The 24,125-nt window shown below is 36.0% G+C and carries 25 protein-coding genes and 1 pseudogene; all 26 read left to right on the top strand.

All coding sequences use genetic code 11. The annotated features are described in order from the left end of the window. Window positions 1-243, top strand: a pseudogene (locus tag ABZA26_RS00120) (pyridine nucleotide-disulfide oxidoreductase); the annotation flags it as partial. Window positions 244-266: 23 nt separating this feature from the next. Next, window positions 267-614 carry a DUF1667 domain-containing protein gene (locus ABZA26_RS00125; RefSeq protein WP_372712484.1) on the top strand — a complete coding sequence of 116 codons (348 nt, stop codon included), beginning with the start codon at window positions 267-269 and terminating at the stop codon, window positions 612-614. A gap of 431 nt (window positions 615-1,045) precedes the next feature. After that, a complete protein-coding gene (gene ptsP, locus ABZA26_RS00130) occupies window positions 1,046-2,770 on the top strand; it encodes a phosphoenolpyruvate--protein phosphotransferase (RefSeq protein WP_372712485.1) in 1,725 nt (574 codons plus the stop codon). A 19-nt stretch (window positions 2,771-2,789) separates the two neighbouring features. Further along, a complete protein-coding gene (locus ABZA26_RS00135) occupies window positions 2,790-3,059 on the top strand; it encodes an HPr family phosphocarrier protein (protein ID WP_372712486.1) in 270 nt (89 codons plus the stop codon). A 9-nt stretch (window positions 3,060-3,068) separates the two neighbouring features. Then, complete coding sequence (gene ispH, locus ABZA26_RS00140) at window positions 3,069-3,938, top strand: 4-hydroxy-3-methylbut-2-enyl diphosphate reductase (protein ID WP_372712487.1); 870 nt, start codon at window positions 3,069-3,071, stop codon at window positions 3,936-3,938. After that, window positions 3,931-5,541 carry a S1 RNA-binding domain-containing protein gene (locus tag ABZA26_RS00145; protein ID WP_372712488.1) on the top strand — a complete coding sequence of 537 codons (1,611 nt, stop codon included), beginning with the start codon at window positions 3,931-3,933 and terminating at the stop codon, window positions 5,539-5,541. The genes ispH and ABZA26_RS00145 overlap by 8 nt, the downstream gene beginning before the upstream one ends. A gap of 294 nt (window positions 5,542-5,835) precedes the next feature. Continuing rightward, on the top strand, window positions 5,836-6,984 hold the full coding sequence (locus tag ABZA26_RS00150; RefSeq protein ID WP_372712489.1) for an ABC transporter ATP-binding protein: 1,149 nt from the start codon (window positions 5,836-5,838) through the stop codon (window positions 6,982-6,984). A 3-nt stretch (window positions 6,985-6,987) separates the two neighbouring features. Then, window positions 6,988-7,635: an ABC transporter permease gene (locus ABZA26_RS00155; protein WP_372712490.1), complete on the top strand. Its 648-nt coding sequence runs from the start codon at window positions 6,988-6,990 to the stop codon at window positions 7,633-7,635. A 69-nt stretch (window positions 7,636-7,704) separates the two neighbouring features. Next, the gene (locus ABZA26_RS00160) at window positions 7,705-8,598 is read left to right on the top strand and encodes a glycine betaine ABC transporter substrate-binding protein (RefSeq protein ID WP_372712491.1); all 894 of its coding nucleotides are present in this window, start codon (window positions 7,705-7,707) and stop codon (window positions 8,596-8,598) included. A gap of 41 nt (window positions 8,599-8,639) precedes the next feature. Beyond that, window positions 8,640-9,533: a glycine betaine ABC transporter substrate-binding protein gene (locus tag ABZA26_RS00165; protein WP_372712492.1), complete on the top strand. Its 894-nt coding sequence runs from the start codon at window positions 8,640-8,642 to the stop codon at window positions 9,531-9,533. 320 nt (window positions 9,534-9,853) lie between these two features. After that, window positions 9,854-10,660, top strand: a complete 807-nt coding sequence (locus tag ABZA26_RS00170; RefSeq protein WP_372712493.1) for a hypothetical protein — start codon at window positions 9,854-9,856, stop codon at window positions 10,658-10,660. A 190-nt stretch (window positions 10,661-10,850) separates the two neighbouring features. After that, window positions 10,851-11,453: a DUF445 domain-containing protein gene (locus ABZA26_RS00175; RefSeq protein ID WP_372712494.1), complete on the top strand. Its 603-nt coding sequence runs from the start codon at window positions 10,851-10,853 to the stop codon at window positions 11,451-11,453. 17 nt (window positions 11,454-11,470) lie between these two features. Continuing rightward, window positions 11,471-12,466 (top strand): Holliday junction branch migration DNA helicase RuvB, encoded by a 996-nt coding sequence (gene ruvB / locus ABZA26_RS00180; protein ID WP_372712495.1) that lies wholly within the window; start codon window positions 11,471-11,473, stop codon window positions 12,464-12,466. A 2-nt stretch (window positions 12,467-12,468) separates the two neighbouring features. Continuing rightward, a complete protein-coding gene (locus ABZA26_RS00185) occupies window positions 12,469-12,891 on the top strand; it encodes an Rrf2 family transcriptional regulator (RefSeq protein WP_372712496.1) in 423 nt (140 codons plus the stop codon). A 12-nt stretch (window positions 12,892-12,903) separates the two neighbouring features. Then, window positions 12,904-13,617 carry a 16S rRNA (uracil(1498)-N(3))-methyltransferase gene (locus tag ABZA26_RS00190; RefSeq protein ID WP_372712497.1) on the top strand — a complete coding sequence of 238 codons (714 nt, stop codon included), beginning with the start codon at window positions 12,904-12,906 and terminating at the stop codon, window positions 13,615-13,617. Beyond that, complete coding sequence (gene mtaB / locus ABZA26_RS00195) at window positions 13,604-14,917, top strand: tRNA (N(6)-L-threonylcarbamoyladenosine(37)-C(2))-methylthiotransferase MtaB (RefSeq protein ID WP_372712498.1); 1,314 nt, start codon at window positions 13,604-13,606, stop codon at window positions 14,915-14,917. Before ABZA26_RS00190 ends, mtaB begins: the two co-directional genes overlap by 14 nt. After that, window positions 14,898-15,878, top strand: a complete 981-nt coding sequence (locus ABZA26_RS00200; protein WP_372712499.1) for a LytR C-terminal domain-containing protein — start codon at window positions 14,898-14,900, stop codon at window positions 15,876-15,878. Before mtaB ends, ABZA26_RS00200 begins: the two co-directional genes overlap by 20 nt. A 13-nt stretch (window positions 15,879-15,891) precedes the next feature. Beyond that, window positions 15,892-16,227 carry a ribosome silencing factor gene (gene rsfS, locus ABZA26_RS00205; protein ID WP_372712500.1) on the top strand — a complete coding sequence of 112 codons (336 nt, stop codon included), beginning with the start codon at window positions 15,892-15,894 and terminating at the stop codon, window positions 16,225-16,227. A 1-nt stretch (window position 16,228) separates the two neighbouring features. After that, a complete protein-coding gene (locus ABZA26_RS00210; RefSeq protein ID WP_372712501.1) occupies window positions 16,229-16,648 on the top strand; it encodes a hypothetical protein in 420 nt (139 codons plus the stop codon). Then, on the top strand, window positions 16,648-18,435 hold the full coding sequence (mrdA, locus tag ABZA26_RS00215; protein WP_372712502.1) for a penicillin-binding protein 2: 1,788 nt from the start codon (window positions 16,648-16,650) through the stop codon (window positions 18,433-18,435). Before ABZA26_RS00210 ends, mrdA begins: the two co-directional genes overlap by 1 nt. A 99-nt stretch (window positions 18,436-18,534) precedes the next feature. After that, window positions 18,535-20,349, top strand: a complete 1,815-nt coding sequence (locus ABZA26_RS00220) for a ribonuclease J (protein WP_372712503.1) — start codon at window positions 18,535-18,537, stop codon at window positions 20,347-20,349. Between the two features lie 11 nt (window positions 20,350-20,360). Continuing rightward, a complete protein-coding gene (gene yhbY / locus ABZA26_RS00225; RefSeq protein ID WP_372712504.1) occupies window positions 20,361-20,666 on the top strand; it encodes a ribosome assembly RNA-binding protein YhbY in 306 nt (101 codons plus the stop codon). Window positions 20,667-20,685: 19 nt separating this feature from the next. Beyond that, entirely contained in the window at window positions 20,686-21,147 is a 462-nt protein-coding gene (locus ABZA26_RS00230) for a divergent PAP2 family protein (protein ID WP_372712505.1), read from the top strand. A 15-nt stretch (window positions 21,148-21,162) separates the two neighbouring features. Next, window positions 21,163-22,980, top strand: a complete 1,818-nt coding sequence (dxs, locus tag ABZA26_RS00235) for a 1-deoxy-D-xylulose-5-phosphate synthase (protein WP_372712506.1) — start codon at window positions 21,163-21,165, stop codon at window positions 22,978-22,980. Continuing rightward, complete coding sequence (locus ABZA26_RS00240) at window positions 22,967-23,788, top strand: HD domain-containing protein (protein ID WP_372712507.1); 822 nt, start codon at window positions 22,967-22,969, stop codon at window positions 23,786-23,788. Before dxs ends, ABZA26_RS00240 begins: the two co-directional genes overlap by 14 nt. A 20-nt stretch (window positions 23,789-23,808) precedes the next feature. Then, the coding region (locus ABZA26_RS00245; RefSeq protein WP_372712508.1) for an SAM-dependent methyltransferase at window positions 23,809-24,125 on the top strand (317 nt) is incomplete at its 3' end.

The raw sequence follows: 24,125 nt of genomic DNA on the forward strand, positions 1-24,125 counted from the left end.
AGCTATACTGTACCTCAAAAGATAAGACTGGAAAATATAGATGATAAACTAGAAATATTTATGAGAGTAAATAATGTCTACAGAGATGTAAAACTGGAAGTAAAAGATGGAGATCAGACGCTTGTATCTCTGACTAAAAAACATCTTGCTCCAGGAGAAATGGAAAAAATAGTATTACCAAAGAAAATACTGGATAAAATAGTCGGAGACGAGTTAAAAATATCAATAGCTGGAGTTCAATAGAAAAAAAGGGCGGTGAATATTTAATGAAAAAAGAATTGATTTGTATAGTATGTCCTATGGGTTGCCACCTGGAAGTGGACGTAGCAAATGACTATAAAGTAACCGGGAATCTATGTCCCAGAGGTGAAAAGTACGGATTTGTAGAATTAACAGCTCCTACCAGAGTAATAACTTCCACAATAAAAATAGCAGACGGTCTGCACAACAGAGTACCTGTAAAAACAGACGGAGCAATACCTAAAGAACTGAACATAAAATGCATGGAACTGATAAACAGCATATCAGCAAAAGGACCTGTAAAAATGGGAGATGTCATAGCAGAAGATATTTTTGGAACAGGGGTAAACTTAGTGATCACCCGGGACATGTAATTAAAAAAAGAATAGAATAATCAGAGCAGAGGGATTTTGGCCCTCTGTTTTTTTTGAGAAAAAGGATCTGAAGGATAAATTTCAAAAGAATATAAAATATGTTTTTATATAGTGGAAAGTCTAAAATAAAATTTGTTGTGACTAAAAAACGTAGGGAACGAAAGGTGATACAGCAGTGGGGAGAGAAGAAGAGGAGACGCAAGTCAGGACAATTACCGGATTTGAATTAAAATAAAGGAATGTGGAGAGGATATAAATAATATGATTATCCTAAAAGAATTCAGTTAAATTGTGAGGATTTGAAAATAAAGTGTCAACAAGGTTCATTTATACTAAGATTTGTACATTAAAGAGAGTCAAATAAATTGAAAATTACACTAAAATAGGATATAATGTATTTAAGTGATTATGCTTATGAAGGGGTTATGCTCATGGAAAGGATAGATGGGAAATCTATATTTGAAGGGATTGTAATAGGCCAGCCTTACTTGAGAAAGAAAAAAAAGGTTGATATTACAGAATATAAAATAGATGAAGACAGAGTTGATGAAGAGATCAACAGATTTAAGGTCGCCCTGAAGGAAACTAAACAGGAAATAAAATTCCTGATAGATTCTCTCAAGGGAAGAATAAATAATGAAGAACTTAAAATTTTAAATGTTCATCTGATGATTTTAGATGATCCTGTGCTTCTGTCTGAGATAAATACCCGAATAACATCGGATTTGATAAACGTAGAAAAAATATTGGAAAGCGTAATTGATAAATATGTTGATATGTTTAACCAGTTGAATGACCCTGTTTACAGGCAAAGGGGTCTGGATATACAGGATGTGGGAGACAAGCTTATCAGCAATCTTTTGAGTGAAGAGAGAGAGCTAGAAGATATAGAGGGAAAAATATTAATAACAAAGGAACTTTTCCCAACGGAACTTCTGAAAATACATCACCATAATATAAATATTTTGGGAATAATAACTGAATACGGCGGAGAAACATCTCACGTAGCCATACTGGCAAAAGCCCTGGGAATTCCTACTTTGATGGGTGCTAAAAGCATCATGCAGAGAGAATGGGACGATAAAATAATACTTGATACCAGAAAATCAAGCTCATGTGCTATAATTGATGCTACAGATAAGGTTTTTGAAAGTTATGAGAAAGAGCAAGAAGAACTTTATCAGAAAGTGTGTGAACTGGAAAAACTAATAGAACTTCCTGCAATAACTATAGACGGTGGGAAACTAGACCTGCATATCAACGTGGGCGGAGACCTGGATATGCTGGATCTGAAGAGGAAAAATCCTGATGGGATAGGACTTTTCAGGTCGGAGTTTATATATATGGATTCTGAATTTTTTCCAAGTGAAACAAAGCAGATGGAGATTTATGAAAAAGTTTACAATGATTTGGGTGGTGACAGACCTGTAATAATAAGAACACTGGATATAGGTGCAGATAAACACCTGTCCTATTATGAAATGAATAACGAAGAGAATCCTTTTCTCGGGCTGAGAGGTCTGAGATTTACCCTGTCACACAAAAGTATATTTAAAGAACAACTACGAGCTATACTAAGAGTGGCTTACAAAAGAAATATAAAGATAATGTATCCCATGGTGACAAATTTATGGGAAATAGATGAGGCTGGAAAGCTTCTTCAAGAGGTCAAGGATGAACTGAAGGCAGCAAAAGTAGATTATAAAGATGATATAGAGGTCGGAATAATGATAGAGGTTCCGTCGGCTGCACTTTTGGCAGATGTTTTCGGAGAAAAGGTTGACTTTTTCAGTATAGGAACCAATGACCTGACACAATATATACTTGCTGCAGACAGACTGAGTGATGAGGTGGCACACCTCTATGACTGCTATGACCCTGCGGTACTTAGAGCCATAAATATGGTAGCAGAAGCCGGAATAAGACACGGAAAAAAAGTCAGTGTCTGCGGTGAAATGGCCGGGGATCCTATGGCTATAATAGCATTTATGAGTTTTGGAATTAAAGATTTGAGTATGCTGGCTTCTTTTTTGCCGAGGGCAAAACATCTCATAAGAAACAGCGATATGAATAATATAAGAAAACTGAAAAATGAGATATTATCTTGCAGAGATTCAAAAGAAGTAAAAGATTTATTAAAAAATTATGTGATATAATATTTAGGAGGAACACTTTATGAAGAGTATAGAGGTACAGATCAAAAATAAAGCCGGACTTCATGCTAGACCTTCTTCTCTTTTTGTACAAACTGCCAGTGCATTTGATTCAGACGTAATCGTAAAATGCGATGACGAAGAGGTAAATGGTAAGAGTATAATGGGTCTTATGCTTTTGGCAGCAGAGCAAGGGAGAACTCTAATCCTTGAAGCTGACGGTGAGGATGAAAGTCATTTGCTAGAAGCTCTGAGAGACCTAATAGAAGTTAAAAAATTCAATGAGGAGTAATTGGCCGAGATGGAAGTGATAAGAGCTGGAAAAATGGGTTTTTGTTTTGGAGTCAGGGAAGCAGTGGAGCTTTCAGAAGCTCTCTATATAAAGGAAAAAAACAAAAGAATTTTTATGCTTGGAATGCTGGTACATAATGAACACGTCATAGAGGATCTGAGGAAAAAGGGTATCGAAATACTGGAAGAGGAAACAGTCTTGAAAAACGAAGATGATCTTGCAGAGGGTGACATTGTAATAATAAGAGCCCACGGAACAATAAAGAAAATTTATGATAGATTGTCAGAAAAAAAAGTAGAGATACATGATGCGGCCTGTTCCTTTGTTACCGGAATAAGAAATACACTGGTAGAAATGGAAAATAAGGGCTATGACACTATTTTTATAGGAGACAAAGAGCATCCTGAGGTCAAAGGTATAATATCCTTTGGGAAAAGAGTCAGTATCTTTGGAAATCTAAATGAACTGAAAGATTCTGGTATTGATAGAAACGGCAGATACGCTGTGCTAACACAGACAACTTTGAATAAAAATAATTTTGAGAAGATAAGGGAGTATATCTACAATAATTTCCCTAATGCAGAGATATTTAATAAAATCTGCGGAGCCACTTTCGTAAGGCAGAAAGCTGCTGAAAAACTTGCAGGCGAGGTAGATTTGGTGCTTGTCATAGGAGGAAAGAAAAGCTCGAACACAAGAAAACTGTATGATATATCCAAGGGTATCAACCCTAAGACCTACCTGGTTCATGAACCTGAAGATATAGGCGCGGATTGGTTTGCCGGAATAAAAAAAGTAGGTATAACCGCCGGAGCTTCAACACCAGAAGAAATAATAATAAAAATAGAAAATAAATTAAGGGGGATTATTGATGTTTGATAATAAAAATGCTTACGACGAGTTTGAGGCGCTACTAAATGACTACCTGCCGGATGACGAGGATACGGGTAAAAAAGTTAAGGGGATACTTTCTCAGATAGACAGAAACTATATCTACCTTGATGTAGTGGGGCAAGCCACAGCTGTAAGAGTAAGAACGGAAGAATTAGAAGGGTATAAAGAGGGAGATGAAGTTGAGATTCTTCTTATGGGAGAAACAAAAGACGGAGATTTCCTGATCGGTTCTAGAAGAAAAATAGATATGGAAGAGAACTGGGAAAAACTTGTAAAAGCCTTTGAGAACAAGGATATAGTAAAAGGTAAAATAGCTAAAAGGGTAAAAGGAGGGTATGTTGTAAATGTACTTTTCCAACAGGCTTTTCTTCCTAATTCCCTCTCTGAGATACCTATGAAGGACGGAGAGAAATTTGTAGGCAGCGATATAGAGGTAATGATCAAAGATGTAAAAGAAGACAGAAGAGGAAAGAAAATACTTGTTTCAAGAAAAGACATCCTTCTAAAGGAGCAGGGAGAGTTTTTCAGCAAACTTAGCCTTGGAGATATAATGGAAGTAGAAGTAAAGAATATTCTGGACTTCGGAATATCTGTAAGAGTAGGAAAATCAAATGGATTTATCCATATCTCTGAATTATCATGGGGTAAAGTGGATAAGATATCCGATATATATAAAACTGGAGACAAGCTGCAAGCAAAAATAATATCTCTAGATAAAGATAAAAAATCATTGAAACTATCTGTTAAACAACTGACTCAAGATCCTTGGGAGACAGCAGACGAAAAATATCCTGTGGGAACTGAAATAGACGGAAAGGTAACTAAACTAGTATCTTTCGGAGCTTTTGTTGAATTGGAAGAGGGAGTAGAAGGACTTGTACACCTTTCTGATTTCACATGGAATAAAAAGAAGATAAATGTCTCTGAATTTGTAAAAGTGGGAGACCTAGTAAAAGTAAAAGTAATAGAGATGGACAAACCTGCCAAAAGACTTAAGTTTGGAATCAAACAGCTTTCTGAAAATCCATGGGATACAGCAGAAGCAAAATACGGAGAGGGAAGTGTTGTAAAGGGTAAAGTCGTAGAGATAAAGCCTTTTGGAATATTTGCACAATTAGAAGACGGAATAGATGCCTTTGTTCATCAGTCTGACTTCTCATGGGAAAAGACTCAGCCTAGATATGAAATTGGTGATGAAGTGGAACTAAAAGTATTATCTTTTGACGCCAGTGAAAAGAAGATAAAAGGTGGAATAAAGCAACTTGTAAAAAGTCCTTGGGACAGCCTAATTGAAAATTACAAGGTTGGAGATAAAGTAGACAGAAAAATTACAAGCATAACTGACTTTGGTATATTTGTAGAAATGGAAAAAGGTGTAGACGGAATGATCCACGCTTCTCAAGCATCTAAAGATTTTATAAAAAATCTTAGCGACAGATTTGAAGTAGGGCAAGAAGTAAGGGCCGAAATTATAGAGATTGATTCTGTAAAGAAAAGAGTAAAATTATCTATAAAAAAAGCTGAAATAGCTGATGAAAAGAAAGAAACTCAAGAACTTATCGAGAAATACGGAACGGTAGGAGAGTAGTAAAAAGACCTGGAAACAGGTCTTTTTTTTTGTGAGAGATTAAAAGCAGGAATTTAATAATATGGGCAGTATAAAGGGTTGAGAATTAAAGTTTTAAGAAATATTGTGTAAAAAAATAGTCTCTATTGTGTCTGGTTATGAAGGAAGTGAGATTTATGCTTTTGTGATACGGAATGTTCAAAAATATAAATTTTGATTTTTGAAATACATTTTTCAAAATATGATTGACTTTTTTTAAAAAACGTGATATTATTAAGTTGGAATTATGATTAGACGAGAGGTGGAAAATAAAAGATGATAGAATTAAAAAATGTATCAAAAACTTTTGATGGAAAAAATAAAGTTGTTAACAATCTTAATTTAAAAATCGAAAAGGGAGAATTTGTAGTCCTAATCGGAGAAAGTGGATGTGGTAAAACTACAACCATGAAGATGATCAATCTATTGGAAAAACCCACAAAGGGAGAGATATTAATAGACGGAGAAAGTGTAAAAAGCAAGGATATAAAAGATCTGAGAAGAAATATAGGTTATGTAATACAAAAGGTAGGGTTGTTTCCTCATATGACTATAGGGGAGAATATAGAACTTGTACCAACCCTCAACAAATGGTCAAAAGAGGATAAGAAGGCCAGAACTATGGAACTGTTGGAACTGATGGACCTTCCTGGTGAGGATTTTTATGACAGATATCCTAGTGAGTTAAGTGGAGGTCAGCAGCAAAGAATAGGAATAGCGAGAGCTTTGGCTGTAAATCCTGATATTATACTTATGGATGAGCCGTTCAGTGCACTAGATCCTATAACAAGGGAAAAACTGCAGGACGAAATGATGAAGCTTCAAGATGAACTGGGAAAGACGATAGTCTTTGTAACTCATGATATGGACGAAGCTTTGAAACTAGCAGATAAGATAGCGGTAATCAAAGATGGAAAGGTTATCCAGTTTGATACACCAGAGGAAATACTTAAAAATCCTAAGGACGAGTTTGTAGAATATTTCTTAGGAAAAGACAGAATGTGGAAAACTCCTGAGATGTTGCTAGCTAAAGATATAATGAAGAAGAAGTTTGGTAAAATAGGACTCAACGGAAGTCCGGCAAGAGCAATAGAGATAATGAAAGACAGAGAGATAAATACTCTGATAGTAGTAGATAAAGAAGGAGAATCAAAACAAAGGCCAGTAGGAGTAGTTACCAGAAATATGATAATGAAAAATACTATGCACAGCAGAAAAATGAAAGATATAATGGAATCTAGTTCGGATTTCATGGTTCATGAGAACACAAATATGGTGGAAGTGCTAAATATAATGTCAAAAATCAACTTTAGATCAATACCAATAGTGAACGATGACGGTTTCTTAGTAGGGGCAATTACTCCGGTAAGTCTACTTAACATAATTACCGAAATATCTCCAACTATTGAAGGAGGGGAACTGTAAGATATGAATAAATTAAGTTTTTTAGAGTTTTTAAAATACAGAAGTGCGGATATTATCAAACTAACAGGGGAGCACATGAGGATAACGGGGTTTGCAGTTTTACTAGCAGTCCTTGTGGGAGTGCCTTTGGGGATCTACATAACAAAAAACAAAAAAGTTTCAAACACAGTTCTTAATATAGCGAATATATTTCAGACGCTTCCAAGTCTGGCTTTATTCGGTCTGATAATCCCTATAATGGGAATAGGGTTTAAACCTGCGATATTTGTACTGTTCTTGTATGCACTACTTCCTATTATAAAAAACACATACATAGGAATAAACAGTATAGAGCCTTCTATCATAGAAGCAGGTAGAGGAATGGGGATGACCAAGTCTCAAATACTAACAATGGTAGAGATACCACTTGCTCTTCCTATTATAATGGGTGGAATAAGAATATCTACGGTAATCAATATCGGTACTGCAACGATAGCAGCACTTATAGGTGCCGGAGGACTGGGAGACTTTATATTTAAAGGTATTTCTATGAGTAACAACAATATGATTCTTGCAGGAGCAGTACCTACAGCACTATTGGCAATATCAGTGGATTTTGTGCTGGGTCTTTTAGAAAATAAACTTACTCCTACTGGAGTTAAAAATATTTAATTATATCGTAGAATTAAAAATAAGAGTGAATATATAAATTTTATTTTTTTAAAAATTAGGAGGTACCGAATGTTTAAGCTAGTTAGAAATATTTTACTTGTGGCTGCAATTGTTGTCTTTGCTGCCTGCGGTAAAAAAGAAACCGGCGGAGAAACAATAATAGTAGGACATAAGAATTTTACAGAGCAGAGAGTATTGGGACAGATGTTTGCGGTGATGATAGAAAAACATACTGATTACAAAGCAGATGTAAAAGAACTAGGTGGAACTCAGCTTGCATTTGAGGCTGTAAAGAGTGGAGATATAGCTCTTTATCCTCATTATACCGGGACGGGGTATGCCATCATACTGAAGCAGAATGGTCTTAAAGACCCAGATGCTATCTATGATTTTGTAAAAAATGCTTATACAGAAAAAGAGTATGATCTGGAGTATTTAAGTCCTTTGGGATTCAATAATACATATACTTTGGCAGTGAGACCTGAAACTGCTGAAAAATATAACTTGAAAACTTTCTCTGATCTTGCAAAATCTTCTGATCAGCTTGTTATCGGTGCAACTATGGAATTTTTAGAAAGAGAAGACGGGATGCTAGGACTGAAGAAAGTCTATGCTGGAATGGATTTTAAAGAGGAAAAGGGTCTTGACGGAGGACTTCGTTATACAGCTATAAAAGACGCAAAAACTGATGTGGCAGATGCTTTTTCTACAGACGGAAAGCTTTTAGAATATAATTTGGTAATATTAGAAGATGATAAAAACTTCTTCCTTCCATATTATGCAGCACCAGTTATAAACGGTGAGTTTTCAAGAACGCATCCAGAGGTTAAAACTGTACTTGAAAAGTTGTCCGGTCAGATTACTGAGACAGAGATGCAGAATATGAATTACAGGGCTGACGAGCAAGGAATACCTGCAAGAGTTGTTGCAGAAGAGTTCTTGAAGGAAAAAGGACTTATATAGCATTTAGGAATTTAATTTTTATAAAAATTAGGGGGTTTAAAATGATCAAATTATTAAGAAACATTTTATTAGTTGCGACTGTTGTTGTTTTCGCTGCTTGTGGGAAAAAAGAAGCTGAGGTAGAGACAATCAAGATCGGACATAAAAACTACACTGAGGCAAGGGTGTTAGGTCAACTTTTTGCAGTTATGATTGAGAACCATACTGAGTATAAGACTGATGTAAAAGAACTAGGTGGAACACAAATCGCACATGAAGCTCTAAAAAGTGGGGATATAAGTCTTTATCCTGAATATACTGGAACAGTATACGGAGCACTTTTGGGTGAGAGTGGATTGAAAGACCCAGATGAAGTATATAATTATGTAAAGAAAAGACTTAAAGAAGACAGTAATTTAGATTTTTTAAATCCATTAGGTTATAACAATACTTACACTTTGGCAGTAAGACCTGAAACTGCTGAAAAATATAACTTGAAAACTTTTACTGACATAGCAAATCATTCTGGAGAATTAGTAATTGGGGCTACAATGGAATTCCTTGAAAGAGAGGATGGTATGGTAGGACTTAAAAAAACTTATCCTGGAATGAACTTTAAAAGTGAAAAGGGTCTTGACGGAGGACTTCGTTATACTGCATTAAAAGACGGTAAAATAGATGTTGCAGATGCTTTTTCTACAGACGGAAAACTTATTACTTATAAGCTTGTTATATTAGAAGATGACAAGAATTTCTTCCCGCCTTATTATATTGCACCACTTTTAAATGGTGAATTTGCAGCAACTCATCCTGGTGTAGTAGAAGCACTTGGAAAACTAGCTGGGCAGATCAACGAAGACGAGATGCAACAAATGAACTACAGGGCTGATGAAGAAGGGCTTCCTGCAAGAGTCGTAGCAGAAGAGTTTCTTAAAGAAAAAGGACTTATAAAGTAGTTTTAAATATAATTTTAATTTACTTTTTTACAAGGCATCGGAAACAGAAATTGTTCCGATGCCTTGATTTTACAGGACAGATGTTTTGTTGTCTACAGCTACCACTGAGTTGTAGAGATCTGAACAGCGGTATAGAGGAGTATAATGTAATACAGTTAATTTTTTATTGGATAAGTTTAAAAATACGAGACACAATCTAAAAACAGAACTTTTGATAATTAATTTTGGTATTACTTTAAAACATCTTGTGTTTGACAAAGTTCGGATGGTATGATAGATTGCCAAGTATTATTGTATGTTTAGTTTAGGAGGATATAGATATGTCAAAAGGCGGAGCACGTTTAGGAGCCGGAAGAAAACCTAAAGAAGAGGTGCTGAAGGTAGCAAACTTCAGACTTTCTATGGAAGATCTAAAGGTTTTGGACAAAAAAGGTATAGGTAAAAATTCCAGCGATAAGCTGAGATATATTCTAACTAAGTTTAAGAGTGAAAAAATAAATATGGTAAAAAGAAGAAAGGCATATAAATTAGAAAAGTTTTCCTCTCTTGAAGAAGCAGAGTCTGAGTTTCATAAACTGGCTGGAAAATGGAAGAATATAAGCAGAACAAAATTTCTTCTGGAGAGCAGCCTGAAAAACGACATGAGAATGAAATACGAGATACGAAACAGAAAAATGATTGAGAGTTTCGAAAATTTTGATGAACTTAAAAAATTTGAGTGGTTTTTACAAAACATTGATTTTCAGTGGAATGAATCTGAAATTTCAAGGGTTGATATATTTTTGAAAAAAGATGATTACCTGGTAATACTCCCTGTCACTAGAGAGGGAAGCGAATTTATAATAAAGTGTAAAAATCAGTTTTTAGAAGAAAGTGTAGACGAATTGGGGTCTATATCTTTAGCAGAAGAAGATGTACTGGCTTATTTTTATGAAAATCTTCAGGAACTGATATTTAAAAAAGAGTGTTCTTTTAACTCTGAAGAGAATCTCTGTAACAAAAAATACAGCAACGGGGATATGTACAAAACCCTTGAATATGAAAATGTAGTTGTCTTAGAACTTGAACATGACAACAAGCTAGGGGAAACCACTTTGAATTTTATAAAAGAGCTGGCAATACAATAGGTGAAAAAGGACAGGGTCGATCTCTGTCCTTTGTTTTGTATAGGGGATTATACTACTCTGGTGAGAGTAAAAAAATATGTAGAAAAATCTTTACTAAAAAATAAGGGAATTGAAAAAAACCTTAAATTATGATAGAATACTTTACTGACAAGTATGTAGTAATACACAGATAAACGGAGGAAAATAAGGAATGTTACTAAAGGGAATTTTGATTATACTGATAGGATCCTTAATAGGGTGGATCACTAATTTTTTTGCCATTAAAATGCTGTTTAGACCGCACAGAGAGGTAAATATTTTAGGATTTAAAATACAGGGGCTTATACCCAAGAGAAGAAAAGAGATAGCTGAAAGTATAGCTGAAACTATAGATGCAGAACTGATATCAATGAAAGATATAACAGCTACACTTGATTCTATAGAAATAGAAGACGAGATAAATAAGATAGTAGATACGGTAGTGGACACTAAGCTGAAAAAAGAGATAATTGCAAAATTTCCAATGGCCGGGCTGTTTTTAAACGGATCACTTATGGATAAGATCAAGGCTATTGTAAAAGAAGCTATAGAGGAAAACAAGAATGAGTTTGTAGGAATAGTGGTAAACAAACTAGAGGAAAGTGTAGATATAAAAAAAATGGTAGTGGAAAAAATGGAGGGGTTTTCTCTGGATTATCTAGAGAAGATGACTTTTAAAATAGCAAAAAATGAACTGAGGCATATAGAGGTTGTAGGAGCAGTCCTAGGAGCGTTGATAGGTGCTATGCAATTTGGAGTAAGTTATTTTTTATAAAAGGTGGTCAGTAAATTATGGATAGAGTATTATCTGCCGGAGAGTTTGAAAATGAGGTCGATATTCAAAAGAGTTTGAGACCAAAGAGATTTGACGAATATATAGGGCAGGATAATCTCAAACAAAAGATGTCTATTTTTATAGAGGCTGCCAGAAGAAGGGGAGAAGCTGTAGATCATGTACTTCTTTATGGACCACCGGGACTGGGGAAGACAACTCTGGCCGGGGTAATAGCAACTGAAATGGGAGTAAACCTGAAGATAACATCTGGTCCTGTGCTGGATAAGGCAGGGGACCTAGCGGCAATACTTACATCCTTAGAAGAAAATGATATTTTATTTATAGATGAAATCCACAGACTGAATACATCTGTAGAGGAGATACTCTATCCAGCTATGGAGGACAGGGAGCTGGATATAATCATAGGGAAGGGGCCTTCTGCCCGTTCTATAAGGATAGAGCTACCTAACTTTACACTTATAGGGGCTACTACCAGGGCCGGACTTCTGAGCTCACCTCTGAGGGACAGATTTGGAGTGGTTCACAGGATGGATTACTATAAAAATGAAGAACTTATAAAAATAATACTCAGAGGCGGCAGTATACTAGGGGTGGACATAAAGCTGGACGGAGCTGAAGAAATAGCTCTGAGAAGCAGAGGAACACCGAGGATATCCAACAGACTTCTGAAAAGAGTAAGGGACTATGCAGAAATAAGAGGGGACGGTGTCGTAACAAGACCTCTTGCCAAGGAAGCAATGAGCTTGCTGGGAATAGATTCTTACGGTCTTGACGAACTTGACAGAGAGATACTAAGTGCAGTAATTGAAAACTACAACGGCGGACCTGTAGGGATAGAAACTCTGTCTCTTGTTTTGGGAGAGGATAAAAAAACTCTGGAAGAGGTCTACGAACCTTATCTTGTGAAAATAGGGTTTATAAAAAGAACCCACAGGGGAAGAGTGGTAACTCAGAAAGCCTATGAACACTTAAATATAAAGGAGAAAAATTAAAAATGAAAATAAGCACTAGAATCAGATACGGACTCAGAGCTTTGGTATATATTGCTGAACAAAATAGAGATTTTGACAGACTGGTAAGGATAAAAGAAATATCTAAGGACCAGAATATATCTGTGCAGTATTTGGAGCAGATACTATTTAAGCTCAAGAAAGAGGACATTATAGAGGGGAAAAGAGGACCAAACGGCGGTTATAAGCTGATAGGAGATCCTAAAAAGATCAATGTATTCAGACTCTATGAAATACTAGATTCTGATGTAAAGATCGTAGACTGCAATGAAAACACAGAGAGCAAAAGCTGTGTAGAAGAAAAGTGCAGAACATCTTGCCTGTGGAGCAGACTAGATAATGCTCTAAGTGATATTCTGAAAGAGACTACTCTTGAAGATCTTATCAACAACAAAGAAATGATGTAGGAGTTTTTACAGATGATAAGTGTTTTTGTGGAAAAGGAAAATATAACTGGAAACATCATAAAAATAACAGAAAAAGCCGATGTAAATCACCTAAAGAATGTTTTTAGGATGAAAGAAGGCGATAAACTGAGAGTTGTAGACGGAGAGTATGAGTATTTTTGTAGTGTACTCATCGTGGAAAAAAAAGAGATCACTGCTGAAATAAATGAAAAAAAAAGTGACGAATATTCTTCTGCAATAAAGATAGATGCAGCCTTGGGAATTCTAAAAAATGACAAGATGGATCTAGTGATACAGAAACTCACAGAAATAGGTGTAAGTAAAATAATTCCTACTATTACTAAGAGAACCATAGTAAAACTGAAGGATAAGAAAGATAAATGGGACACAGTTTCTAAAGAAGCTTTGAAACAGTGTCAAGGGGTAAAATTAGTGGAGATCAGTGAACCTGTAAAACTTTCTGAGATAGACTATTCTCAATATGATTTGGTGCTTCTTCCATATGAGTGTGCTGAAAATACGAGAATAAAGGATATATTGGGAAAGAAGGGGAAAACTCCAGAGAAAATTTTATACCTTATAGGGCCTGAAGGAGGGTTCTCAGAAGATGAGGTGGCTTACCTTCAAGAAAATAATGCAGAGGTAGTTACCCTGGGAAAAAGAATCCTGAGGGCGGAAACAGCGGCAATTGTAGTAGGAGGAATTTTGATCAATGATCTCGAATAAAAAAGCAGCGTTTTGTACCCTAGGATGTAAGGTCAACCAGTATGAAACCGAAAGTATAAAAAAACAGTTATCAGACCTAGGATACGATGAGGTAAATTTTGATGACAAAGCAGATGTCTATATAGTCAATTCATGCACAGTGACAACCATAGCAGACAGAAAAACCAGGAATATGCTGAGAAGGGCAAAAAAAAACAATGCCGATTCGATAGTAATAGCCACAGGATGCTATGCTCAGACTAATGCAGAGGACCTGGAAGCGATAGAAGAGATAGACTATGTAATAGGAAACAGTGATAAAAGCGGGATAATAAATCTGATAAATAATATAGAGGCTGAAAAAACTTCACAGCGAGTTATACACAGAAATATTTTTGATGCCAAAGAATATGAAGAACTTGAGTTCTCAACTCTCAGAGAGATGTCTAGGGCCTATATAAAGATCCAGGACGGATGTAATAATTTCTGTTCTTACTGTAAGATACCCTTTGCAAGGGGGAAAAGCAGGTCCAGAAAACTAGAGAGTATACTGAAAGAAGCTGAAGTTCTTGCAGGAGAAGGATTCAAAGAGATTATAATAATAGGAATAAACCTGGGAGTTTACGGAGAAGATATTCCGGAAAACGGGGATCTTGAAACTTTACTAGATGAAATCTCCAAGGTAGACGGTATAGAAAGAATCAGAATAGGTTCTATTTATCCGGATAAAATAAGTGATAAGTTTATAGAACTAATGAAAAACAATGAAAAACTAATGCCACACCTTCATATATCCCTTCAGTCGTGTGATGATGAGATTCTGAAGAGTATGAACAGAAATTATAATAGTCAGCTTATAAAAGAAAGACTGCTAAAACTAAAAAAATCTGTAAAAAACATAGAATACACAGCAGACGTCATAGTAGGTTTTCCAGGAGAAGGAGATGAAAACTTTGAAAACACCAGATCTGTGATAAAAGAGATAGGGTTTTCAGACCTTCATATATTCCAGTATTCAGACAGGGAAAATACTGCAGCCAGCAGGCTCACTGACAAGGTAGATTCAAAGACAAAGAAATTACGAGCTGAAAAACTAGAAAAACTGAAAGAAAATATGCAAAAGTCGACCCAAAAAAGATACTTGGGAGAGACCATGGAGGTCTTGGTAGAAGAAAGTAAAAATGGCAATACATACGGATACAGCAAAAATTATATAAAAGTTGAAATTGTGGATTATTTAGGGAAAGTAAATGAACTAGTTGAAGTTTTAATATCTGGAGTAGAAAACGGGAGGCTAACAGGTGTCAAGAAGATCAAATAAAAAGAAAGTTAAATTTTTAGTGTTTGTCTGTTCTGTAATTTTAATTTTAACGGTAACACTCCTTATCAATGTAGGGAAAAGAAACGACAAGGAACTTCAAGAGTGGGATAAATATATAATAATAGGCAAGGAAAACACCTTTGTAGTATATGGTGAGAAGCTATCACTGAAAATACCTTTTGAGATCAGCATCAATAAAAATGAGACTCTAGGGGATATTGTACACACTAAAAACTACGAAGAAGTAGTAAGAAGACTAAATGAGATACTTCCTGAAAAGGTAGAAAATTTTAAAGTAATAAAGAGAAAAGAGATAGACGTAAACACAAAGCATATGAAAAATATCCCAGAGATTTCAATGGGAGACAAGAGATATGTTCTGACTTCTAGTCTGAATTCAATGTTTCTAGAGCTTTACTATGAAGTGACAGGTGGCGGAGAGGTACAAAATGCCATCGTTGATATATTAAATGCCAACGGAAGAAGCGGTTATGCAAGAGAAGCAGGGGAAAAGCTTAAAAATGCTTTCTCTTTGAAATACAACAGTGCCAACTATGAGTCATTTGAACAATACAGCTATGTTATGAATAAAGATCTTCCTGAAGATAAACTGAAAGAACTTATACTAGAACTAGATGAAAAGTACTTTAGAATAAAAGAGGAAGGAAGTCTTCCTACCCTTGCAAATGTAGTTTTTGTACTTGGTAAAGAGCAAGAGGGGCTTCTTGAAATAGATGTATTCGGGGATTCTAAAGGAACAGATGAAACTGTGACTAAATTGAAAAAAATAGGTTATAAAAACGTAGAGGCCAATAAAGATTCGTCTAAGGCTGAAGAGAGCTTTATCGAGTACAACGGACAAGACTATTATACAGGTTATAAACTATCCCAAAAGCTGGGGATAAAAAATATGGTCGAAAATAAAGAGCTGAAAAACAAAATAAACATTTTCATAAAATAATTCGGGAGGCAAAATGACCGGGAAGTTACAAACAGTAGTCGATGCAATAGAAAGTAAAAAAGGAAAGGACATCCTAGCCCTTGATTTTCAAGGGGAAAGCTCGCTTTGTGACTATGCTGTCATATGTACGGGAAGCTCTAACAGGAATATACAGGCAATAACTGATGAGGTAGATAAAAAAATCAGAGAGTCAGGGGAGATTCGACTAGGTATAGAGGGATATGACGAAGCTAAATGGGTTCTTATAGACCTAGATGATATAGTAGTTCATATTATGGACGAAGAAACTAGAGATTTCTATAAACTTGAAGTCCTCTGGAATGAAGCTAAGGAGATAATAAAGAGATAAAATGATAGATATTTTTTCTTTAATACTCATATTTTTAGAAAATAGTCTGGCTTTGGATTATCCGTATAATTTTATAGCTATCCCTTATATAACTTATTTGGTTTATAAAAAAAATGTAGATTCTATTTTTCTTATACTTCTGGTAGCATTTATTATATCTTTTCAGAGTGTAAGCTTCATGACTGCTGCTATGGCGGGAACTATATTTTACCTGTTGTTTCACATGGTATCTAAAATAATAGCTTTTGAAAAATACAATTTGCCATTTATTGTGGTAATCCAGACATTAATCTATGGTAGTATGGTATATTTGAAGACAGGTTATTTTACATTTGTCATATTGATCAAACTAATGATATCATACGGAGTTTTTAATTATCTGTACATGAAAAAAGACGATAAGTTTTTCGGGAGTATGTAATGAAGAAAAAAAAAAGTTTTGAAATGAGACTTGGAAAAAATAATAACAGCAGATGCAACATATTTCAAATATTTGTTGTTGTGATATTTGCACTTCTCGGGTCTAGACTCTTTTATCTTCAGATCATAAAGGGAGAAAAGTATAAAAATCTTTCTGAGAAAAACAGAGTTAAATTAAAAAGAATCGAAGCTCCGAGAGGCAAGATATTTGATTCTAACGGTGAACTTCTTGTGACAAATGAGGCAGGATACAGGCTTGTCTATCTGAAAGAAAGAAATTTTGACGATGAGATAGTGGGGAAAATAGCCGATCTTACAGGTTTTGAAAGTGAATATATAGAAAAGCGGATAAAATACGGGGAAATATTCCCATATACAAGAGAAAATATACTCTTAGAAGACCTTGATGAAAAAGAAGCTCATAGAATAATGGAAAGACTTTCTGACTACCCCTACTTACAGGTACAGACATATTCTAAGAGAAAATATATTTATGACACTCTAGCTTCTCACGTCCTAGGATACGTAAAAAAAATATCAGCAGCAGAATACAAAAGACTCAAGGAATTTGGATATACCCAAAGAGATATTATAGGCAAAAACGGCGTGGAAAAAGAGTATGATCTACAGCTTCAAGGTAAGGCAGGGTATGAATATATAGAAGTAAACGCACTCAACAGAATTGTAAAAAAACTCAAAACCAGAGAAGCGGAACAGGGAAAAGATATTTATCTGACTGTAGATACTCAGCTCCAGCAACATATGGAGGAATATTTTAAAAATAACAAACTACAGGGATCAGCAATAGCAATAAATCCCAAAAACGGAGAAATCCTGACAATGGTAAGCTATCCAACATACTCTCTGAATATGTTCAGTTCTAGAATTTCACCGGAAGAGTGGACTAAGCTTACAAATGATAAAAGAAAACCCCTAAGTGACAGAGCTATAACGGGAGAATATCCCCCGGGGTCAATATTTAAGATAATAACTGCTATAGCCCTTCTTGAAAACGGTCTGAATCCAAATGAAACTATATATGATCCTGGATATTATCAACTGGGAAAATGGAAGTGGAAATCCTGGAAAGCCGGTGGCCACGGAGTTGTTAACCTAAGAAAGGCCCTGGTGGAATCTGTAAATACCTATTTTTATAAACTCGGTGACGAAATGGGCTATGAGCCTATAGTAAAAACTGCCACGGAATTCGGAATAGGTGAAAAAACAGGGGTGGATCTTCCGGGAGAAAAATCCGGGAGACTGCCAAATGAATCGTGGAAGAGAAAATATGTAAAAGAGGGTTGGTATAGAGGAGACACAATAAATCTATCCATAGGACAGGGATACCTTACTATGACCCCCATTCAGGCAGCTTTGGCATATTGCATCATGGCAAACAAAGGATATGCCTATAAGCCACATGTGGCTAACTATTTTCAAAGTTCGGATAACAGGGAATATACTCCGAGAGATAAGTATATGGAGATGGGTGTTCCAAAAGAATATTTTGATACATTGAATGAAGATCTGATAGCAACAGTGGAACAGGACAACGGTACTGCAAAAGCCCTCAGAACTCAAGGTATAAAAGTCGCCGCTAAAACTGGATCAGCACAAAACTCCCAGTCTAAGAATACTCATGCTTGGGTAGCCGGATATTTCCCGGCAGACAACCCTGAAGTTGTGTTCGTAGTATTTGCTGAAGGAGGAGGAGGAGGAGGAAGTATAGCCGGTCCTGCTGCAAAATCCATGGTAGACAAGTATCTTGAATTAAAAGGAAAAGAGTAGTTTTTTTGAACATTTTAATTATAATAGAAAATGAAGGTGGGTTTTAAAACAGTGTAGGGGACCGTTTTAAAACTCTCCTATTATTTATGGAGGGAAAGTATGAGTATAAAAAACCAACAAAAGGAGGCCCATGTAAAGGGGCCCGTTGTGCGGAAAGAAAAAAAAATAGAAGCAAATAAAACTGAGACGGAAGATGTGGCTGCAGAGAAAAATGCCGATATATCTAGTGTAGTAAAAGTAAAAAAAGAGGAAAAGATGTATGTGATTCCTCTAGGCGGACTGGATGAAATAGGTAAAAATATGACACTGGTTCAGTACAGGGATGAGATAATAATACTAGATGCAGGACTTACTTTTCCAGATGATGAACTTCTAGGAATAGACCTGGTAATTCCTGATTTTTCATATATTGAAAGCAATAAAAATAAGATAAAAGGTTTATTCATAACTCATGGTCATGAAGACCATATAGGCGGAATACCTTACCTGTATAATAAAATCGATAAATCAGTTCCTATGTACGGAGGAAAGCTGACTTTAGCACTGGCAAAGTCGAAATTTGATAATCCAGGATTTTCAAAAATTCTTCCTAAGATGAAAGAAGTAAAGGGAAGAAGCAAAATTAAAGTAGGAAAATATTTTACAGTTGAATTCATAAAAGTAACTCACTCAATAGCAGATGCCTATGCCCTTGCAGTTACAACACCTGCAGGAGTAATCGTTCATACTGGAGATTTTAAAATAGACCTTACTCCTGTAGACGGAGTGGGAGTAGATTTTTCTAGGCTTGCACAACTTGGAGACCAAGGAGTAGACCTTCTTCTTTCAGATTCTACAAACTCAGAGGTAGAGGGGTTCACACCTTCAGAGAAAAGTGTAGGGGAAGCCTTCAGAGTAGAATTTGAAAAAGCCAAGGGAAGAATAATTGCAGCTTCTTTTGCCTCGCATATTCACAGACTTCAGCAGATAATAGACGTGTCTCACCAGTATGGAAGAAAAATAGCAGTAGACGGAAGAAGTATGGTGAGAGTTTTTGAAATAGCTTCTAATCTGGGATATCTGAAAATACCAGAAGGGCTAATGGTATCCCTCTATGATGTAGGAAAACTAAAAGAGGACAAGGTAGTGATACTGTGTACAGGTACTCAGGGAGAGCCACTGGCAGCCCTGTCTAGAATAGCTAAAAATATGCATAAACATATAAAGCTCAGAAAGGGAGATACTGTAATAATATCTGCCACGCCAATACCTGGAAATGAAAGGGCTGTCTATAACAATATAAACAACCTGCTCAAGCATGAAGCAGAAGTGGTATTCAGAAAGATAGCAGGGATACATGTATCGGGACATGCGAGCAAGGACGAGCAGAAGCTTATGCTGAACCTAATAAAACCAAGTCATTTTATGCCTGTCCATGGTGAATATAAAATGCTAAAGGCACATAAGGAAACAGCTATAGAGACCGGAGTAAGCGAGGACAATATACTAATCGCTGTAAACGGAAGTAAGATAGAGGTCACTAAATCTTATGCTAAAATAGCCGGGAAGGTAAGTGCAGGAGCTGTGTTGGTAGATGGACTGGGAGTAGGAGATATAGGGAATATAGTCCTGCGTGACAGACAACAGCTAGGACAAGACGGTGTGGTAATAGTGGTACTCACTATATCTAAAGAAACAGGAATGATACTGGCAGGACCTGATATAGTTACAAGAGGTTTTGTGTATTCTAGAGAATCTGAAAAGATGATAAATGAAGCAGCAGCATGTATCAAAGAAAAACTAAAATCATATGAAGAGAAGAAGATCACAGAATGGGCAGCTCTAAAAACTGTGACAAAAGATGTAGCATCTAAGTATTTTTACGATAGAATTCAGAGAAACCCGGTTATTTTACCGATAATAATGGAAGTATAGAGAGGAGAAAAATGAAACTTAACAGCAAACAGAGAGATTTTTTGAGAAAAGAGGCCCACGACCTAGACCCTATCGTGAGAATAGGTAAGGACGGTATGTCGGACAATCTTGTGGAAAGTTTTCTTCAGGCCATAGAGTCAAGAGAACTCATCAAGGTAAAGATCCTACAGAACTCTGAAGTGGACAAAAAAGAGGTTGCATTTGAACTAGCAGAAAAAACCGGATCTGAACTTGTTGGAATAATAGGGAAAACACTTATATTTTATAAGGAAAACAAAGAAAATCCTGTTGTTTCGGAGGAAATGAGAAGAATCTAAATTATATCGGGAGATAATTATGAAACCAGGGATAATTTTTGGGAATAGGATAATCGATGTAGTATTCATTGCGTGGTTTATAGCTCAATTTTACAAGGTAATAAGTGCCATAATTTTTGATAAAAAATTAGATATTAAAAGGTTTTGGGGAACTGGAGGTATGCCTAGTTCCCATTCATCTACTGCTACATCTCTAGCAACATCAATAGCTATAGTTGAGGGGATGTCAAGCAGCTATTTTGCAATAGCGGTAATTTTTTCCGGAATAGTCATGTATGATGCAGCAGGTATAAGAAGAGCTGCAGGAAAACAGGCCGGAGTCCTCAATAAGATAGTAGAGAGGCTTACTCAGAAAATAGAGGAAAGAATTCATGATGAAAATCTTAAAGAGTTACTGGGTCACACGCCATTTGAAGTTTTGATAGGTGCTCTTCTGGGAATTATAGTAGGGCTTCTGATGAAAAAATATCTGCTCGCTTAAGGTAGGGAATTTTCTATGGATATAAAAAATATGAATACAAGTGAGATGCAAGGACTAGCTCAAGAGATAAGAGAACAACTCATAGAGGTGGTAAGTAAAAACGGGGGACATCTGGCTCCCAATCTAGGAGTTGTAGAGCTCACTCTTGCACTGCACAAAGTTTTTGATTCTCCTAAGGATAAAATACTTTTTGACGTAGGACATCAATCTTATGTCCATAAAATTATTACAGGAAGGGACAAAGCTTTTCATACCCTTAGAAAAAAGGGTGGAATAAGTCCTTTTTTGAATCCAGAAGAGAGTAAACATGATGCTTTCATATCAGGACATGCAGGGTCAGGGCTGTCTGCTGCCAGCGGAATAGCAGCCGCAAACCCAGACTCAAAGGTTATTGTGGTGATAGGAGACGCATCTATAGCAAACGGAACCTCTTTAGAGGCTCTTAATGATATAGGGGGAAGATTTAAAAATCTCATAATTCTTCTGAATGACAACGAGATGTCTATAGGGAAAAATGTGGGATCTCTTTCGAGATTTTTTGCAAAACTCCTGGTGAGCAAAACCTATATGAATATAAAAGATGAAGTAAGAACCCTCATAAGAAAAGTAAGGATCGGAAGCAGGGTAAGTGTCATACTAAAAAGAGCGGAGCATTCTGTAAAACAATTTTTTGCTCCCATGAGTATATGTGAAGATCTAGGATTTAAATTTTTAGGAGTAATCGACGGTCATGACTCAGAAGAGCTCATTGAGACTTTTGAAAAAGCAAGGACCATGGAAGGACCTATATTAATACATGTAAAGACACAGAAGGGAAAAGGATACTCTTTTGCCGAGGAAAACCAGGAAAAATTTCATGGTATATCTCCTTTTGATGTTCAGACTGGAAATGTAAGAAAGGGTTCTCCATCTTATTCCCAGGTATTTGGTGAAAAAATTTGTCAAATGGGAGAGGAAGACAAGGATATCTACGCAATATCAGCGGCTATGGTAAAAGGCACGGGACTCATGAATTTTTTTGAAAAGTTCCCAGCAAGAGGTCATGATGTAGGTATAGCTGAAGGACATGCTGTTACCTTTGCAGGGGGACTAGCTATTTCAGGGAAAAAACCATATGTTGCAATATATTCAACTTTTCTTCAAAGGGCCTACAGTCAGCTAATACATGATATCTCACTTCAAAATCTTCCTGTGAGATTTATAGTGGACAGGGCCGGAATAGTGGGAGAAGACGGGAAAACCCATCAGGGAGTCTATGATATAAGTTACTTTTTGGGTATAGAAGGATTCACAGTAATAGCACCTACTACATGCAGAGAGCTAGAAGAGGCTTTGGAAATATCTAGGAATTATGAGAGCGGGCCTATGGCCATAAGAATACCAAGGTCTACCTGCTATGATATAGAGGGAGATACAGACCTGAAGTTTGGAAAATGGAAAGAATTGGAAAAGGGTGAAAAAAACCTTTATATAACAACAGGAAGTATGTTAAAAGAGTTTATGGCAGTCAAGGATGAACTCTTGAAAAGAGGTATAGGGGGAACCCTTGTAAGTGCGGCGTTCATAAAGCCCATGGATGAAGATTATTTGGTTGATAATGTTAAAAATTATGATAATATTTTTGTTTTGGAAGAGGCCTATGACAAAAATTCCTTTGGAACTTCTATTTTAGAATTTTTAAATTACAGGGGATTATATAAAAAAGTTTATAAAATCTCCCTTGAAAGTGCTAAAATACCTCACGGGAAAAGGGATGACCTCCTCTTTGACAATGGTCTTAGGGGAAGTAAATTAGTTGATAGGATAGAAGGGTGTATAAATGCAAATAAATAATAAAAAGGCACAAATATATATAGATTCTCTCCTTCAACATCCTCTAGTACGTCAACTGGAGCTTGTAGAAGACCAAGGGGTCAAGGTCTCTACACATACTTATGATGTATTGAAAATATCTGAGGATGAGATGAAAAGAGAATTTATAGGCCTTGATGAATATTCGAAAACAATCGATGTTTTTGCAATCATCGTAGGAATAATAATACATGATATAAGTAAGGGAAGTATAAGGATCAACGGAGAGAAATTATCGCATTCTCAAATGATGATAAAAAGGCCGGATTATATAATCAAAGAGGCTGAGAAAATCATGGAGGATATAGAGGAGGCAACAAATCTAAAACTCCAAGATGAAATCAAAAAAAATATAGCCCATATAGTAATATCCCACCACGGTAAATGGGGAAAGATAAAACCTAGTACCAAAGAGGCTAATATAGTACACAAAGCAGACGTGTATTCGGCTAAGTACCATAGAATAAACCCTATAGGTGCTGACGAGATACTGAGATATATGGCAGAGGGACTACAGACAGATGAAATCTGTAAAAAACTGGACTGTACAAGCGGAATGCTAAAAGACAGGCTGAAAAGAGCAAAGATAGAACTGGGGCTAAAGAGCACAAAACAGCTCGTAAATTATTACAGTAAAAATAAAAGAATTCCCATTGGTGATGATTTTTTTACAAAGAGAATAAGAGAAACCTCAAGACTCATTAATTCAGTTGAAAAAATAGGATTTAGAAATCTTATTAAAAATTCAATCCTTATAAAATATCTGGATGATGGTAAGATTTTTGAATAATTTAAACTAAGAGGTGTTTTATGAAGGAAAGACTGGATGTGCTTCTGGTAGAACAGGGATTTTTTGAGACAAGGGAAAAAGCAAAAAGAGCCATTATGGCAGGCATTGTAATCGTAGATGATAAAAAGATCGAAAAGCCAGGGACACAGATAAAAATAGATAAAGAACCTGAAATAAGAATAAAAGGTCAAGTTCTGAAGTATGTCAGTAGAGGAGGTCTCAAACTTGAAAAAGCCATCGAGGTTTTTGGACTGAATATGAAGGACAAAATTGTCCTGGATATAGGGGCTTCAACAGGTGGGTTTACAGACTGCGCTCTTCAGAATGGAGCAAAATA

Origin of the sequence: Ilyobacter sp. (assembly GCF_041583315.1) — a bacterium.
Taxonomy (GTDB): Bacteria; Fusobacteriota; Fusobacteriia; order Fusobacteriales; family Fusobacteriaceae; genus Ilyobacter.